Source organism: Sulfitobacter sp., from assembly GCF_039977885.1.
Classification (GTDB): Bacteria; Pseudomonadota; Alphaproteobacteria; order Rhodobacterales; family Rhodobacteraceae; genus Sulfitobacter.
Map to the genome: position 1 here is coordinate 81,343 of NZ_JBDWCI010000012.1, position 15,883 is coordinate 97,225.

Annotated in this window: 18 protein-coding genes; 12 read left to right on the forward strand and 6 right to left on the reverse strand. The window is 58.0% G+C overall.

Annotated features, from left to right (window positions below):
* Positions 1 to 61: 61 nt before the first annotated feature.
* The gene (locus tag ABJM03_RS08805; RefSeq protein ID WP_348417020.1) at positions 62 to 508 is read right to left on the reverse strand and encodes an Lrp/AsnC family transcriptional regulator; all 447 of its coding nucleotides are present in this window, start codon (positions 506 to 508) and stop codon (positions 62 to 64) included.
* Positions 509 to 677: 169 nt separating this feature from the next.
* Here ABJM03_RS08805 and ABJM03_RS08810 point away from each other — a divergent pair, with 169 nt between their 5' ends.
* Entirely contained in the window at positions 678 to 1,559 is an 882-nt protein-coding gene (locus ABJM03_RS08810; RefSeq protein WP_348417573.1) for an arginine deiminase-related protein, read from the forward strand.
* A gap of 206 nt (positions 1,560 to 1,765) precedes the next feature.
* Here the strand turns inward: ABJM03_RS08810 and metG are convergent, their stop codons facing one another.
* Positions 1,766 to 3,478 carry a methionine--tRNA ligase gene (gene metG, locus ABJM03_RS08815; RefSeq protein WP_348417021.1) on the reverse strand — a complete coding sequence of 571 codons (1,713 nt, stop codon included), beginning with the start codon at positions 3,476 to 3,478 and terminating at the stop codon, positions 1,766 to 1,768.
* Positions 3,479 to 3,541: 63 nt separating this feature from the next.
* A complete protein-coding gene (locus ABJM03_RS08820; RefSeq protein WP_348417022.1) occupies positions 3,542 to 4,774 on the reverse strand; it encodes an MFS transporter in 1,233 nt (410 codons plus the stop codon).
* Between the two features lie 143 nt (positions 4,775 to 4,917).
* Here ABJM03_RS08820 and ABJM03_RS08825 point away from each other — a divergent pair, with 143 nt between their 5' ends.
* The 5 genes from ABJM03_RS08825 (at position 4,918) to ABJM03_RS08845 (ending at position 9,903) form a co-directional block, all read left to right on the forward strand.
* Entirely contained in the window at positions 4,918 to 5,961 is a 1,044-nt protein-coding gene (locus ABJM03_RS08825; RefSeq protein WP_348417023.1) for an aldo/keto reductase, read from the forward strand.
* Positions 5,962 to 6,050: 89 nt separating this feature from the next.
* Positions 6,051 to 6,962: a 3-keto-5-aminohexanoate cleavage protein gene (locus ABJM03_RS08830; protein WP_348417024.1), complete on the forward strand. Its 912-nt coding sequence runs from the start codon at positions 6,051 to 6,053 to the stop codon at positions 6,960 to 6,962.
* Complete coding sequence (locus tag ABJM03_RS08835; protein ID WP_348417025.1) at positions 6,959 to 7,492, forward strand: lipocalin family protein; 534 nt, start codon at positions 6,959 to 6,961, stop codon at positions 7,490 to 7,492. Before ABJM03_RS08830 ends, ABJM03_RS08835 begins: the two co-directional genes overlap by 4 nt.
* Complete coding sequence (locus ABJM03_RS08840; RefSeq protein ID WP_348417026.1) at positions 7,489 to 8,955, forward strand: carnitine 3-dehydrogenase; 1,467 nt, start codon at positions 7,489 to 7,491, stop codon at positions 8,953 to 8,955. Before ABJM03_RS08835 ends, ABJM03_RS08840 begins: the two co-directional genes overlap by 4 nt.
* Before the next feature lie 33 nt (positions 8,956 to 8,988).
* Positions 8,989 to 9,903, forward strand: coding sequence for a DMT family transporter (locus ABJM03_RS08845; protein ID WP_348417027.1), 915 nt, complete (start codon positions 8,989 to 8,991; stop codon positions 9,901 to 9,903).
* On the opposite strand, the gene ABJM03_RS08850 is transcribed toward ABJM03_RS08845, so the two are convergent.
* The gene (locus tag ABJM03_RS08850) at positions 9,900 to 10,607 is read right to left on the reverse strand and encodes an NUDIX hydrolase (protein ID WP_348417028.1); all 708 of its coding nucleotides are present in this window, start codon (positions 10,605 to 10,607) and stop codon (positions 9,900 to 9,902) included. The two genes, ABJM03_RS08845 and ABJM03_RS08850, sit on opposite strands and share 4 nt — an antisense overlap.
* A gap of 24 nt (positions 10,608 to 10,631) precedes the next feature.
* A complete protein-coding gene (locus ABJM03_RS08855) occupies positions 10,632 to 11,048 on the reverse strand; it encodes a DUF983 domain-containing protein (RefSeq protein ID WP_348417029.1) in 417 nt (138 codons plus the stop codon).
* A 30-nt stretch (positions 11,049 to 11,078) separates the two neighbouring features.
* Here ABJM03_RS08855 and ABJM03_RS08860 point away from each other — a divergent pair, with 30 nt between their 5' ends.
* From ABJM03_RS08860 to ABJM03_RS08875, 4 genes are all read left to right on the forward strand, one after another.
* Entirely contained in the window at positions 11,079 to 11,714 is a 636-nt protein-coding gene (locus ABJM03_RS08860) for a hypothetical protein (RefSeq protein ID WP_348417030.1), read from the forward strand.
* An 80-nt stretch (positions 11,715 to 11,794) separates the two neighbouring features.
* Positions 11,795 to 12,367 carry an RNA polymerase sigma factor gene (locus ABJM03_RS08865; protein ID WP_348417574.1) on the forward strand — a complete coding sequence of 191 codons (573 nt, stop codon included), beginning with the start codon at positions 11,795 to 11,797 and terminating at the stop codon, positions 12,365 to 12,367.
* Entirely contained in the window at positions 12,354 to 12,713 is a 360-nt protein-coding gene (locus ABJM03_RS08870) for a hypothetical protein (RefSeq protein ID WP_348417031.1), read from the forward strand. The genes ABJM03_RS08865 and ABJM03_RS08870 overlap by 14 nt, the downstream gene beginning before the upstream one ends.
* Before the next feature lie 4 nt (positions 12,714 to 12,717).
* Positions 12,718 to 13,191, forward strand: coding sequence for a periplasmic heavy metal sensor (locus tag ABJM03_RS08875; protein ID WP_348417032.1), 474 nt, complete (start codon positions 12,718 to 12,720; stop codon positions 13,189 to 13,191).
* A 142-nt stretch (positions 13,192 to 13,333) separates the two neighbouring features.
* On the opposite strand, the gene ABJM03_RS08880 is transcribed toward ABJM03_RS08875, so the two are convergent.
* A complete protein-coding gene (locus ABJM03_RS08880; RefSeq protein ID WP_348417033.1) occupies positions 13,334 to 14,743 on the reverse strand; it encodes a diguanylate cyclase in 1,410 nt (469 codons plus the stop codon).
* 94 nt (positions 14,744 to 14,837) lie between these two features.
* Here ABJM03_RS08880 and ABJM03_RS08885 point away from each other — a divergent pair, with 94 nt between their 5' ends.
* A complete protein-coding gene (locus ABJM03_RS08885) occupies positions 14,838 to 15,122 on the forward strand; it encodes a DUF3572 domain-containing protein (RefSeq protein WP_348417034.1) in 285 nt (94 codons plus the stop codon).
* A gap of 2 nt (positions 15,123 to 15,124) precedes the next feature.
* Positions 15,125 to 15,835, forward strand: coding sequence for an HAD family hydrolase (locus ABJM03_RS08890; RefSeq protein WP_348417035.1), 711 nt, complete (start codon positions 15,125 to 15,127; stop codon positions 15,833 to 15,835).
* The last annotated feature ends 48 nt before the right edge of the window (positions 15,836 to 15,883 follow it).

Sequence of the window (15,883 nt, forward strand, 5' to 3'; positions counted from 1 at the left end):
AATGGCCGTTATGAGCCCATATTGACCAATGCTGCAGCTTGCTTGAATGGCTGTTTCTGATTTATACGCTCGTTAGCAACATACTCGTTTCGCTGTCCTGAATATTATCTATCTGCCGCACCTCTCGGAGTATCCGGTCAAACTCCGCAAGTGACTCGACACGGACCTCGGCGACTAAGTCCCATTTTCCACTGGTCGTATGAACTTTTCTCAGTTCTGGCAGTCGGCGCAGGTTTGTAATGACCTGCGTGGTACTCTTGCCTGATATTTTGATCATCATAATCGCGTTAATCTGACCACCTTCATAGTCTTCCCGCACACGCGCCGTAAACCCAAGCAGAGCGCCCGATTCCAACATGCGGTCAAGCCGACTTTGCACGGTGCTGCGTGACACATCCAAAATATCCGCCAGCTTGGCAATCGGTGCTCGTCCATCCCGTAGGAGAAGCGCAACCAGACGGCGATCAAAGTCATCAAACTGATGTTTATTAGGGGTATTTTCAGGCATATCATCACAAATGTTAGGAAAGGTCCTAGCAATATGTATGAAATAACAGCAATTTTAAAGATTCTTGAGCGTTGTTATTGCATTATGTTAAGCGGAAACTGGCCTCCGATTTGACAGGAGTAGTTTCGTGACCGTTTCCAAAAGCCTTCAAGCACCCTCATCTGTTGTGATGGTGCGGCCCCACCATTTTGCGGTAAATCCAGAGACAACTGATAATGCCTTCCAAGCTGCAAACCCGAGCTCGGGGAAGGATGCGACCAAAGCATATCAAGAACTGACCGACGCGGCGGCGACGCTACGATCCCATGGCGTCGATGTTCATCTATTTGAGGGGGATGACCCCAGAACACCTGACTGTGTCTTTCCAAACAATTGGTTTTCCACGCATGCAGGGGGGCATATCGCGGTCTATCCGATGATGGCCCCTAACCGCAGACTGGAGCGCCGCTCTGATGTATTGGACATGCTGAAGGCCAATTTTCGCGTGCAAGACATTCTGGATTATTCTGGCCTAGAACACGATGGTCTCTACCTCGAAGGCACAGGCGCAATGGTTCTGGACCATGTCGACCGGATCGCTTACGCGGTTGAATCTGACCGCACAAGCCAGATCGCTTTGGAGCGCTTCTGCACCCATTTCAATTATGAGCCTATGGCGTTTCGCGCAGCGGACGCACAAGGTAGGGCCGTATATCATACCAACGTGCTGATGTGTATCGCGACTGATTTCGCAATGATTGGTAGCTGCATGATTGAAGACCCTGCGCGCCGTAATGACGTGCTAAATCGACTTGGCCAATCCGGCCGTATCATTATCGACCTCAGCGAAGGCCAAGTTGGAAAGTTTGCAGGCAACGCCATAGAATTACAAGGGAGCGGAGGACGCATTCTTGCCCTGTCTGAGACAGCGTTGAACGCGTTGACCCAAGATCAAAAGGCAAGGATTTCTGACAGCGCCACCTTGGTTGCCTTGAAGATACCAACTATCGAGCTTTCCGGAGGGTCGGTACGTTGTACTATCGCGGGAATACACCTGACGTCACGTGGATAGCAGCCATTGGGGCAACCGCAGCGAAAGCACACTTCGTCCCGCACAGCGGACACTGCTAGCTGCTTTGATGCTCGTTTTTCTGGCGCAGATGCGCTCGGCCTGATGAAACGTCACATGCCCCGCTCAAAACCGGATGCTGATTTTGGACATCGCTATTGGACGCTGCAAGGGCCGAGCGCTGAAAAACTTCCTGCTTTGCGGGCCGCTCAGTCGCGTTTGCCCGCAAAGCGTTCTGCCCATTCCTCGCGCTGATCATCGGTGATCTTGGCAAAGAGCACTTCGGGGACCTCGAACACATGGCCTGCGGGCAATTGTGCCAAGGCGGAGGGTACATCATCGGGCCAGCCTGCATCCTCGATCTTCATGCCTGCCAGCATCTTTGCGGCCGCATCGGGGATGAAAGGCGCAGCCAGTGTGGCGTAGAGCGGGATGAGGTTGAGCGCGAGCCGCACTTGGGCTGCGGCGCGGTCGGGGTCGGTCTTGAAGGTGGTCCATGGTGCTTGGGCTTGTAGGTATTCGTTGCCAGCGGCCCAGATTGCGCGCAGTTCGGCTGCGGATTTGCGGACTTCCATCTTGTCCATTGCCTCAGCGTAACGGGCGACGCGGGCAGTCAGATCGTCGATGAGTGCCGTTTCGGCCTCTCCGTATTCCCCTGCCTCTGGCACAGCTTCGCCAAATTTGGAGCGGCAGAATTTGGTGATGCGGCTGACGAAGTTGCCGAGAACATCTGCGAGGTCTTTGTTCACATCGGTTTGGAAGGCGTCCCATGTGAATTCGGCATCTGACGTTTCGGGCGCGTGGGACAGCAGCCACCAGCGCCAGTAGTCCGCAGGCAGGATATCCAGCGCCTGATCCATAAAGACACCGCGCCCGCGCGAGGTGGAGAATTGGCCGCCGTCATAGTTCAGGTAGTTGAAGGATTTGATGTAATCCACCAGCTTCCAAGGCTCGTTTGAGCCCATGATCGTGGCGGGAAAGCCCAGCGTGTGGAAGGGCACGTTATCCTTGCCCATGAATTGCGTATAGCGCACGTCATCGGCACCTTTATCGGTGCGCCACCAGCGCTGCCAGTCGCTGCCTTTGCCCGCATCCACCCATTCTTGCGAACAGGCGATATATTCGATGGGCGCGTCGAACCAGACATAGAAAACCTTGCCCTCCATACCCGGCCAATCGGCATCGCCGCGTTTGACGGGTACGCCCCATGACAGATCGCGGGTGATGCCGCGGTCTTGCAACCCGTCCCCGTCATTGAGCCATTTCTTGGCAATCGAGGTGGTCAGTACGGGCCAATCGGCCTTGCTGTCGATCCACTCGTTGAGGCGGTCCTTCATCTTGGATTGGCGCAAGAACAGGTGTTTGGTTGCGCGCATTTCCAGATCAGTGGCACCCGATACGGTAGAGCGCGGGTTGATCAGGTCTTCGGGGTCAAGCTGTTTGGTGCAATTGTCGCATTGGTCGCCGCGCGCATCCTCGAAGCCGCAGTTGGGGCAGGTGCCCTCAACATAGCGGTCTGGCAGGAAGCGGCCATCGGTTTCGGAATAGATCTGGCTTTGCTCGACTTCCTCGATCAGGCCTTCATCTGCGAGGGCACCGGCGAAATGTTGGGTCAGGCGTTTGTTCTGCTCTGAGGAGGAGCGGCCAAAGTGGTCAAAGCTCAGGCCGAATTTCTGGGCGATATCTGCCTGCACGGCATACATCTCGGCGCAGTATTCCTCGACGGGTTTGCCTGCTTTGGCGGCGGCCAGCTCGGCTGGGGTGCCGTGTTCATCCGTGGCACAAAGGAACAAAACCTCATTGCCGCGTGCGCGCAGGTAGCGGGCGTAAAGGTCGGCGGGCAATTGGCTGCCCACCAGATTGCCGAGGTGTTTGATGCCATTGATATACGGAATGGCGGAGGTGATCAGATGACGAGTCATAATGCGGCCCTTGCTATGCTTACGTGCTGCTTTAGCAGGGGTTGGAGCCGCGTGCCAGTGGGGTCACTTGCGTGCGGGTTTTTCGCGGCTGCGACCCGTCAGCCGCCCTGTCAAAAAGCTGGTGCGCAGTGATGTGATATAACGGGTGCGGCTGTGCACGGCGCGGCCCGAGCGCATGCGCAACACGCTGAACACAATCAGCACGCTGTGACCCGCAGCCAGCATGTAAAACAGTGCCTTCGGCCCGAATTGTTCAATCAGCCAAGCCGAGCCATAGGGCGCAGCGATGGCCCCCAGCGCAAACCAGAACATCAGCGCAGCCGAAAGTTCGACACGTTCTTCGGAGGTCGCAAAATCATGGGCGTGCGCTGCTGCGACCGAGAAAATAGGAAAGGTGGTCAGGCCGAACAGAGCCGAAGAGAGGAACATGGCCGTGATACCCCATTGGGCAGTGAACACTGTGACGCCGCAGCTTGCGATGGCGGCGACCGACATCCAGACCAGCACTTTGCGGCGGTCGTATTTATCTGCGATCAGCCCCACAGGGATTTGTGCCAACGCGCCCCCGACAACAAAAGCAGCCAGAAACCATGCGATCTGGCTGGGGCTCAGGTTCATTTCCTGTCCGTAGATCGGGCCGACCATGCGAAACGACGCGCTGGACAGGGCGGCGACGATCACGCCTGCCACCGCCAAGGGTGAGCGTGCATAGGCCAGCCCCGGGCGCAATCGGGGCGATGCGGGGGTGTCGGGTTGGGTCGCTTTGGTCAGGGTGATGGGCAGAAGGGCCGCGCAACACAGGATCGTCAATATGTTATAGGAAATATAATCTGCAGGGGCGAGAATGCCGATGATCCCTTGGGCGCACAGGCTGCCCATCATGTCTACCATGCGGTAGCTGCCCATGGCGCGGCCACGAGTTTCATTGGTAACTTTTGCCTGTAGCCATGCCTCGACGACCGTATAGCAGCCCGCAATACACAGGCCCGATGCCACCCGCATCAGAGCCCATGCGTAGGGGTTTATAATCATCATATGTGCAATCAACCCGATGCTGCCTGCTGCGGTAAACGCGGCAAAGGCGCGGGAGTGCCCGACCGATCCCAACAAGCGCGGCGCGAACCAGCAACCGATAAAGAACCCCACAAAATGCGCGGAGCCCAGCATCCCGATTTCCTGTCGGCTAAAGCCCAATTGAGTGCCCGACAGCACATCCAGAGGACCCACACCGCCAGAAGACAGCTGCAACAGTACCAGCGAGAAAAACAGGGCTGCAAAGGAGATCATCATGCGCATACGGTTTTCATGCGCCTCCTGACGGCAAAAATATAGCCCGTTCCGACAAAGACGGGTCAGTTTGCGTCTGTTTGTCGTAAAACCGGTTGCGGCGACGCTGCGGGCGATTAGGGTGCGCTCAAACAGGCGAAAAGGAGTGCGCAATGCAGATGACCAAATTGGGGCGGACCGGCATCGAGGTCTCCAAATTCTGTCTAGGGTCGATGACCTGGGGCACGCAGAACACCATCGCCGAAGGCCATGCGCAGATTGACTGCGCGCTGGATGCGGGGATCAACTTTGTCGACACTGCCGAGATGTATCCCGTCAATCCGCTTAGCGCCGAAACCCAAGGGGCCACCGAAAGCGTGATCGGCGACTGGTTTGCCGCAGGTGGTGCGCGGGACCGCATGGTGCTGGCCACCAAACACTCGGGCAACGGGATCCGCTGGGTGCGCGACGGGCGCGATATCACGCCGGATTCAATTCCCGAGGCGATTGATGGCTCGCTTGCGCGGCTCAAGACGGATTACATCGACCTGTATCAATTCCACTGGCCCAATCGCGGCAGCTATATGTTTCGCAAGAACTGGACCTATGATCCGACGAGTCAGGACCGTGCCGCGACATTGCAGGACATGGAAGACTGTTTGGGTGCCTTGCAAAGGGAGGTCGATCGCGGCCGTATTCGCGCCTTTGGCATGAGCAATGAAGGCGCTTGGGGTCTGACACAATGGGTGAATGCCGCCGAACGTGTGGGCGGCCCGCGTGTGGCCACGGTGCAAAACGAATATTCGCTGATGTTCCGGCTGAACGACACTGACGTGGCTGAAACGCTCCATAACGAAGACATCGGCATGTTGTCCTTCTCGCCACTGGCTACGGGGTTGTTGACGGGCAAATATCAAAACGGCGCGGTGCCCGAAGGGTCGCGCCTTTCGCTGTCGCCAGAGCTGGGCGGGCGCAAAACGCCGCGCGCGTTTGCAGCGGTTGATGCCTATCTTGACGTTGCGAAAAAGCACGGGATTGATCCGGTGCATATGGCGATGGCCTTTGTGCGCGACCGTCCGTTCATAGCCTCGGCCATCTTCGGAGCGACGAGCATCGCGCAACTGGAGCATATCATTGCGGGTGCCGACGTGGTGCTAGGCGATGAGGTGATGGCCGATATCGACACAGCGCACCGCGCCCATCCGATGCCCTATTAAGGCGTAAAGACACCTGAAGATGCCGTTTTGAGGGTAGTAAAATGCTGCCCGTCGCAGACTATCACCCTATATTTCCAAGGAGAGCTTCTATGCCACTTGCCATGAGCCGTGAGGTGTTCATCACCTGCGCCGTCACCGGATCCGGTGCCACCCAAGACCGCAGCCACCATGTGCCGCGCAGCCCCGAACAGATCGCCGATAGCGCCATTGCCGCCGCCAAAGCGGGCGCTGCCGTGGTGCATTGCCACGTGCGCGACCCCGAGACCGGCGCGCCAAGCCGTGATGTGGGCATGTTCCGTGAAGTGACCGACCGTATCCGCGACAGCGATACGGATGTTGTGTTGAATCTCACTGCGGGCATGGGCGGCGACATCGTGTTTGGCGATGTGGAAAACCCCATGGACCTCAACGAAGCGGGCACCGACATGGCCGGCGCCACCGAGCGGATGGCCCATATCACCGAATGCCTGCCCGAGATTTGCACCCTTGATTGCGGCACGATGAACTTTGCCGAGGCAGACTATGTGATGACCAACACGCCGGGCATGTTGGTGGCGATGGGGCAGATGATGACCGATCTGGGCGTAAAGCCCGAGATTGAGGCCTTTGACACGGGCCATCTTTGGTACGCCAAAGAGCTGGTGAAAATGGGCGTGCTGGACAGCCCTGCCTTGGTTCAGCTGTGCATGGGCGTCAAATGGGGGGCGCCTGATGATCTTAATACCTTTATGGCGATGGCCAATAATGTGCCGGATGACTGGACGTTCTCGGCCTTTGGTCTGGGACGCAACCAGATGGCCTATGTTGCGGCATCGGTTCTGGCTGGGGGCCATGTGCGCGTCGGGCTTGAGGACAACCTGTGGCTCGATAAAGGCGTGCTGGCCGAAAACCACCAGCTGGTGACCCGCGCGCGCGGCATCATCGAGGGCATGGGGGCCACTTTGATGAGCCCCGCGCAGGTGCGTGAAAAGCTGGGCCTGCAAAAACGGATGCCAAAATGAGGTTTAGCTGGGCCTTGGCGGCAGCGTTGACGTTGGGGGCCTGTGCCGCCACAGCGCCTGAACCTGTCGTGCTTGGGCCCAGCTACCGCGACCCCAACGCGCTCATTGGTGTGACGTCGCGCTATGACGATGCAAAGTTCGCGGGCGTCTGGTACGTGCGCGCAGGGTTTGACCCTGCGATGGGGCGGACGGGATTTAACCTGCTGGACGGTCCGAAAGGGCGCGTGATGCGGTTGGGCGTTTTCGTTTGCGAAAGTGAAGGCGTCTGTGGCGACTATTCCGAAGACCTGCCTGTAAGCCCTTTTGGCAACGGGCAGTTTCGCGTGACGCTGCCAGATGGCACGCCACGCGATTTTTGGGTGCTTTGGGTGGATGAAGGTTTTCGAACGGCGGTACTGGGCAATAAGACGGGCGAATTCGGCTGGATCATCGACCGCAGCACCAAAGGTGGTGCGGACCGGATCAAGGCCGCGCGCGAGATATTAGATTTTAATGGCTACGATGTGAGCAAACTCAGGGTGATAAAATGAAAACAGCAGCGATTATCGGCGGTGGCGTGATTGGCGGCGGCTGGGCTGCGCGGTTCTTGCTGAATGGCTGGGACGTGCAGGTGTTCGACCCTGATCCTCAGGCCGAGCGGAAGATCGGCGAAGTGATGGAGAACGCGCGCCGCTCGCTGCCGGGGCTCACTGATGTGGCGCTGCCCGCTGAGGGTACGATGCGGTTTTGCGACACGATTGCCGAGGCGGTCGCTGGGGTGGATTGGGTTCAGGAAAGCGTGCCGGAGCGGATCGAGATCAAACATGCGACATTCGCCGAAATTCAGGCTGCTTGCCGCGCGGATGCGGTGATCGGCTCTTCGACTTCGGGCTTTAAACCCTCTGAGCTGCAGGTCGGGGCTATGCGTCCGAGCCAGATCATGGTCGCGCATCCGTTTAACCCCGTCTACCTGCTGCCATTGATCGAATTGGTCACGACCAATGGCGATGCGGCGCTGATCGAGACGGCGAAAACCACTCTTGAATCTTTGGGCATGCACCCGCTGCACCTGAAAAAAGAGATCGACGCCCATGTTGCTGACCGCTTTCTTGAGGCGGTCTGGCGTGAGGCTTTGTGGCTGGTCAAAGACGGTATCGCCACCACCGAGGAAATCGATGATGCGATCCGCTATGGCTTTGGCATCCGCTGGGCGCAGATGGGCCTGTTCGAGACCTACCGCGTGGCGGGGGGCGAGGCAGGCATGAAGCATTTCATGGCGCAATTTGGTCCCTGTTTGAAATCGCCATGGACCAAGCTGATGGATGTGCCCGAGTTCACCGAAGAGCTGGTGGACCTGATCGCAGGGCAGTCAGACGCGCAATCAGGCATGCATTCGATCCGCGAACTAGAGCGTATCCGCGACAATAATCTGGTGACTATGATCCGTGGGCTGAAGGCGCAGAATTGGGGGGCAGGCGCGTTGCTGAACCGCCAAGAAGCCGAGATGCGCAAAGGCACCGTTCAGGGCGCTGTGGCGGCTGATCTGGAGGCCGCTGCACTGGTTGAGACGGCGCATCGCACTGTGCCGCTGGATTGGACCGACTATAACGGGCACATGACGGAATCGCGCTATTTGCAGGCTTTTGCCGATGCTACAGACCGCTTTATGACGATCATTGGCTGCGATGCGGAATACATCAAATCAGGCGGCAGCTATTTCACCGCTGAGACCCATATCCGCCATATAGATGAGGTCCACGCGGGTGCGTTGATTACCATACGCACCCGTGTGGTGATGGGCGAAGGCAAGAAGATGCATCTGTTCCATGAGATGTTTGAAGGCGAGCGCCTGCTGGCCACAGGTGAGCATTTCTTGCTGCACGTGAGCCTTGAGACCCGCAAGCCCACGCCACCTGCGCCCCATATCGAAGCGGCTTTGGTGCGCTTTGCCCAAGGTCATGCCACATTGCCTGCGCCCGACGGGCTGGGCCGTGCAATCGGTGCACCAAGGTGACAAATTGCAGCCCAGAGGGCGGTGGTTTCCTGAATGAGTAACCTGCCTGATCTGTGGGTTGTCGTAACGCTGATCGCGGCGGCCTTCCAAACTGTGCGCTTTATGCTGCAAAAGGTGCTGGCCACCGCCACGCTTAGTCCGGCGGGGGCTACTTTTGCGCGGTTCATCTATGCTGCGCCTTTCCTTGCCGTGTTGTTGCTCTTTTATATGGGCCAGACGGGGGCGAGCCTGCCTGCGCTGGATGCGCGGTTCTGGGGGTTCGGGCTGCTTGGAGGTGTTACACAGATCCTTGCCACGATCTGTGTGGTTGCAGTTTTTAAGGAGCGCAATTTTTCGGTCGGTATCACCTTCAAGAAAACCGAAGTCATCCAGACTGTGCTGGTGGGTATTGTTTTGCTGGGCGAAACGGTCAGCTGGCGGGGTTTTGGTGCGATTGTGTTGGGGCTGGTGGGGGTTTTGCTGCTGTCAGCGCCTAAAGATGCAAAAGGCTTCAAGCTGCGCGATATGAAGAACCGTGCGGTTGGGCTTGGGCTGCTGTCGGGCGTCTTGTTCGGCTTTTCCGGAGTGAGCTATCGCGGGGCGAGTTTGGCGCTGGCGGTAGAGGACCCGTTGTTGCGGGCGGGGGTGACATTGATGGCGGTGATTGCGATGCAGATCGTAATCATGGCGGTCTGGTTGCACCTGCGCGAGCGCGGAGAGCTGGGCCGTGTCTGGCGCGCGCGCCGCGTTGCGGTGTGGATCGGGCTGACCTCAATGGCGGGATCAATATGCTGGTTCACCGCCTTCACCTTGCAAAATGCAGCTTATGTGAATGCGCTGGGTCAGGTTGAGCTGATCTTTAGCGTCTTTGCCACAACTTTGTTTTTTCGCGAAAAGATCAGCCTGCGTGAAGCGATTGGCATGGGTGTCCTGACGGTTTCGATCTTGTTGTTGATCCTCTTCGTCTAATCTGTGGCGGCCTCCGGCAGGGTGCCGCGCAGACGTAAGAACAAGCTTTCTTCGTCATTGTTTTTGAAAAACGGGACTGAGGCGGGCGGATGCGGGTCGCGGATGCGTGCGGTGATCTCGGCCAGAACCACCTCGGTGATGAAGGGCACATCGAAACGGCGTGCTTGGCTTAGCGGGACCCATTGCAGATGTGATAGCTCGTCGCAGGCGGCGTCAAAGTTGTCCAGATCGCTGGCGATTTCATCCGCGTCCAGCAAAAAGAACCGCGCGTCAAACCGGCGAGGGCGGCCTGGCGGAGTGAGGGCGCGGAACACAAATTGCAAGGGGGCTGCATGGGGCAGGTGGCCCGTGGCGGCAAAGCTTTGCCAATCGGCGGGCGTATCTCCCTGCCATGTGCCTTTCGTCCCAAGGATGAGGCCGGTTTCCTCCCAGAGCTCGCGAATGGCGGCGGCGGGGATCGCATGAGCCAGTGCAGGAGCCGCGTCTTCGCCTATGCGCGCGGCGCATTGCGGATTGAGAGGGCTGGCAAGTGGGACCTGAGCATCCCCCTCATCCACGGCCCCACCGGGAAAGACGAATTTATTGGGCATGAAAGCCGCTGTCGCGCCACGTTGGCCCATCAGGATCGCAGGCGCGGTCATGCGGTCGCGGATTACAATAACAGTGGCCGCATTCCGGATCGCCGCCTTGTCAATCTCCGCCATATGCCCTCGATGTGCTTGCGGGCGTCAGGGGTTGCGTCCGAAGCCGCCCATTTCCTTGGCCCATTGGAAACCGATCAGGGCTCCCTTCAATCTGGGTAGAAGGTAGAGGGACAAGCCAACCGTGCCAACTGCAAAGATAGTAAACAGGACAATCGGTTCGGGACGGAAGTGCACAAATGCGATGTGCAGGCTGGGAGCCATCAAATGCCCGACCAAAAGGATGGTCAGATAGGCAGGACCATCATCCGCACGGTGGTGGTGGAATTCCTGTTCGCAGACCGCGCAATGGTCGTGAACCTTCAGATAACCGAACAGCAATGGCCCCGCGCCGCATTTGGGGCATTTGCCCCGCCACCCGCGCAGCATAGCCGGCCAGCGCGCGCGCTCGCCTGTATCTGTGTCACGGCTTGTATCGGTCGCGGGGGGGCCGGAAGTCGTCATGTCTGTATCCTATGCTCAAGCCCGTAATTGATGATGGAATTGACGGGCAAAGGGAAGGTGGCGATTTGTCTCAATATTCGGGGGCGTGAAATTAATTCACATTTATTGCGACGGAACCGTTTGGCAGGGGCGTATGACATCCAACTGCGCAAGAAAGACACTGTGCAGTCCATAAAAACGGAGAACACCATGTTTAAAGAAACTATGACAGCATTCGCCATCGTTGCAGGCTTTGTAGCTACAGGAGCGCAAGCACAAGAAGGCGGCGAGAAGATGGAAGCCCGCTTTACTCAAATGGACGTAAACGGCGACGGTGAAGTGACTGCAGCCGAATTGGAAACGGGGGCGCTGGCCCGCTTTACCGAGACAGACACCAATGGCGATGGCGTTTTGTCCAAAGACGAAGTGCTGGCTTCGGCCCAGAAGCGTGAAGCCGAACGTATGGCCAAGCGCGTGGATAAGCAATTCGAGCGTATGGATGCCGATAAAGACGGCAATCTGACACAGGAAGAATCCCAAGGTCGTCGTGATCCGGCGAAGATGATTGCAAAGCTGGATACTGACAAAAGCGGCGGCGTCAGCTTGGATGAGTTTTCAAAGGCGCGCGAACATGGCAAAGGTAAGCCCCATGGTAAAGACAAGCCCGGCCACAAAAAAGCCGACTAATCTTTGACGTGAAGACATCGGGCGGCCCGTAGGGGCCGCCCGGAACTGGAAGGGGCGCTGTGAAAGATTTGCCAGAGCATATGGATGCCCGTGCCGAAGATGCGCAGTTGATGGCGCGTTATGCGGCGGGGGATATGGCGGCAGCGCGTGTGCTGTCTGCCCGTTTGTCGCCGCGCGCCTATGCCCATGCGTATCGCGTGTTGGGCGACAGCGCCGAGGCCGAGGACGTGGCACAAGAAGCCTTGTTGCGCCTGTGGAAACAGGCCGCAAAATGGGACGCGGGTCGCGCACAGGCAAGCACATGGGTATACCGTGTGGTGGCCAATCTGTGTACCGACCGGCTGCGCAAGCGCCGCGAAAGCGGGCTGGACGAGATTGATGTGCCGGCTGATCCGTCGGCAGGGGTTGAGGCACGGATGCAGGATGCGGCACGCTATGACGCGTTACAGGCGGCTTTGTTGCGCCTGCCGGAACGACAGCGTCAGGCGGTTATCTTGAGGCATATCGAAGGGTTGGCGAACCCTGAAATCGCCGAAATACTGGACGTGGGCGTCGAGGCCGTAGAGAGCCTGACAGCACGGGGTAAAAGGGCGCTTACAGCGGATTTGGCCGCGCAGCGCGATGCATTGGGATATGATGATGACACAGTCTGATAACGCCTTTGATCTTGAAGCGGCCTTTGATGCCGCGCGCAACACGCCACCGCAGATGCCGATTGGGCTGAGCGCACGAATTTTGGCAGATGCCGAAGCCAACCTGCCGCCTGCGCCGTTATTGCAGCGGCTGATGGCTGCGATTGGCGGAACTGCCAGCCTTGGCGGGCTGGTCACGGCGACAATGGTCGGCCTGTGGATCGGGGTAGCACCGCCAAACGGCGTGGGCGATCCGCTTGAGCTGGTCGGGCTGCGGGGAACTGCGCAGGGTGTAGAAACAGATACCGATGTGGATGAGGCCTTTCTGAACCTCAGCGCAATCGGATGGGACAGCGAAGAGGGATAGCACGATGGAGAATATGAAACCGAAACGGCGCTGGATGCCGGTTGTGCTGACGGTCTCGCTGGCGCTGAACTGTGCGGTGATTGCGGCCATTGGCGGCGCGGTCTGGCGGAACCATGGCGGCCCCAATGGCGGAATGCCCCGTGACGGTGGTGCTCAAAAGGGGGCCGCATTCGTAAAGGCATTGCCCCCGGAGGCACGGGCCGCGGTACGCGACGAGCTGCGCAACCAACCGCGTTTGCGCATGGATAATAGCGCGCTGTTGGCGGCGTTGCGGAAAGACCCCTTTGATACGGAAACGGCTGCGCTTGTTCTGGATGCGCAACGCAACCACGGGCTTGCGCGCAATGATATCGCCCGCGCGGCATGGTTTGTTCAGGTCGAGGCGATGACGGCGCAGGAACGGGCGCAATATGCGGATCGGCTTGAAGAAATGATTGCCCAGAAAAAAGACAAGCCGCGCAAAGACCGCGACGAATAAAGATCACCGCCGCCAACGATCTGCGCCTTTTAGGCGCATACAGTTGGCGACGTTTGCTTTCATGCGACAATAATGCCGGTGGCTAGAGATGTGAGATCCGGCAACAAGGACGGCCCTGGGGCAATGCCCCTGTTGCAGGCTTTCAGGCTGCGGGTCGTGAATGTGGCCGGCTTAGGGTGACGCGGTTTCGACCTTGGGTCTTGGCGCGGTAGAGTGCTTTGTCTGCGCGGTCCATCACCGTATCTACGGTTTCAAGCTGCTTGCTATCAGCAGCGGTTCCCCCCATGGCAAGGCCAAGGCTGACCGTAATGTTGACGGGCCGTTTTGCGCCCGGCACGTCAAAAGGTCGATCACTGATACATTGGCAAAGCCGATCGGCAATGCGGCGCGCTGTGGCCATATCCGTGGCGGGCATGGCAATGACAAATTCCTCCCCCCCTATTCGTGCGACCATATCAGCCTCGCGCACAGCGTTGCGCAAGCGTGAGGCAGTCTCGATTAGAACGGCATCTCCCGAAGCATGGCCATATTGGTCATTGATGCGCTTGAAGTGATCCATATCTGCGAGGATCAGCGCGAAGGGCGCCTTTGACGTCACGCTGCGGTCAATCAGACGGGCAATGAAGGGCACGGCGTACCGGCGGTTATATAATTGCGTGAGCGGATCATGCACCACCTCGCGCAGACCGGTCCGGACCGAATGCAGCATCTTTGCGACCTGGCGCTTGCGGCGCAGCAAGACCTGCAAACGCCACGCGAGTTCCTGTGCGTCAAAGCCGGCAGTCATGACATCATCTGCCCCCATATCCAGCGCCAATGTCGCGCGGGTAGGGTCGGGGGTGTTCTGGATGACAAGCAAGGCGATGTCACGGGTGATCGCGCTGGCCCGCATGGCCGAGATCAGCCGCAAGCAATCATCGGTCGCAGCGGGTGTATCGGGCAGGGCCAGAACAACAGCATCGGTAAGCCGCCCTTTGTGCAGACCTGCCAAAGCATCACGAAGCAAAGTAACACTGAACTGGCCGCGCATTTGCCCCTGAAGCCTGCGGACCCAGCCTTGTAGCGGTGAGGCATCCGGCCCGATGAGCGAAATCGCATCCGGTGCCAGAAATTCTGTTGGTGCTTCGGCAAGGCCCAGCGCGCAGCTGGTATCGTCGCGAATTTCCCATTCGGCGAATTTGTGATGAGCGCGGATCATACTGCGTACACGCCCCAGCAAAAGCGCCTCGTTTACCGGTTTTTCCATTACGTCAAACGCACCCGCACGCAATGTCTCGATACGTGCCTCGCGGTCGTTATCATTGGCAATCGCCAAAACGGGCAGGGTGATCTTGATATTGTGGGCGTAGATCTGTCTGCACAGTTGCGCGGCTGTCCCATCGGGCAGACTCATCGCTGTCAGGACGATATCGGGTGGGTCTTCCTCGATAATATCCATCGCTTCTTTGAGAGTAGAGGCTTGTACGACTTGGTAAAGGGCTGCTGAAAGTTTAACCTTCAGCACAATACGGTTCGTGGAGATTCCATCAATGATGAGGATTTTGCCCTGCATATGCATTCCTTCCACGTTTAAGTGTTAACTTAGCTTCTGTTTTCTGACCAATTGGTTAACAAAGCCTTTAGATTGCTACCAAAAAGGAACCCCCATGAGTCTTACGCGTGAATCCGCCGAAACCATTGCGTTACAGGCTTTGGGGTGGCTGGTGGGCAATGAGGAATTGCTGCCGGTCTTTCTGGGGGCGACGGGTGTATCCGAGGGCGATTTGCGCGCGGCAGCGGCTGATCCGGGGTTTCTGGGATCGGTGCTGGATTTCATTTTGATGGATGACGCATGGATAATCGGCTGCTGTGATGCCCAGACGATCCCCTATGAGCGCTTGATGGAGGCGCGGCAATGTCTGCCGGGCGGAGAAACAATACATTGGACATGAATATGCGGCCCCAGAAAATAAAAGCGCTGTGTTTTGACAAAGACGGCACCCTGTTCGATTTTGCAGCCACCTGGGAGGCATGGGCGGCGTCATTGTTGTTGCGCCTGGCCGAAGGCGATATGGCCCTTGCGACCGGCGCAGGGGCGGTGATCGGCTTTGATATGGCGCTGCGTAAATATAGCTCTGATAGTATCGTCATCGCGGGTACAGCAGGTGAGATTTCAGCAGCCCTCGCTCCGCTGTTTGCGCCGCGGTCGGTCGACGAATGTCTGGCCTTGATCAATGAAGAGGCCAGCAATGCACCGCAATTCCCTGCAGTGCCGCTGCATCCTTTGCTGACGGGATTGCGGGACAAAGGGCTAAAACTGGGGGTGGCTACCAATGATGCCGAGGGTCCGGCGCGAGCCCATCTGGATCAGGCAGGGGTGACCGGATTGTTCGATTTTATTGCAGGTTACGATAGCGGGTATGGTGGAAAACCGGCCGCAGGGCAGTTGTTGGCCTTTGCGCAGGCGGTCGGGGTGTCGCCTGATCAAATCGCGATGGTAGGGGATAGCACACATGACCTTCATGCGGGCCGCACGGCAGGCATGCGCACAATCGCAGTTCTGACAGGAGCCGCCAAAGCGCCGGCGTTGGCTCCTCTTGCGGATGTCGTTTTAAATGACATCGGAGAAATCCCCGTATGGCTCGCCGCGCAAAGAGCGTTCTAAAATAGAGAGCATTTAAAACCGATTGCGCCTATAGAAATTCGGACCACT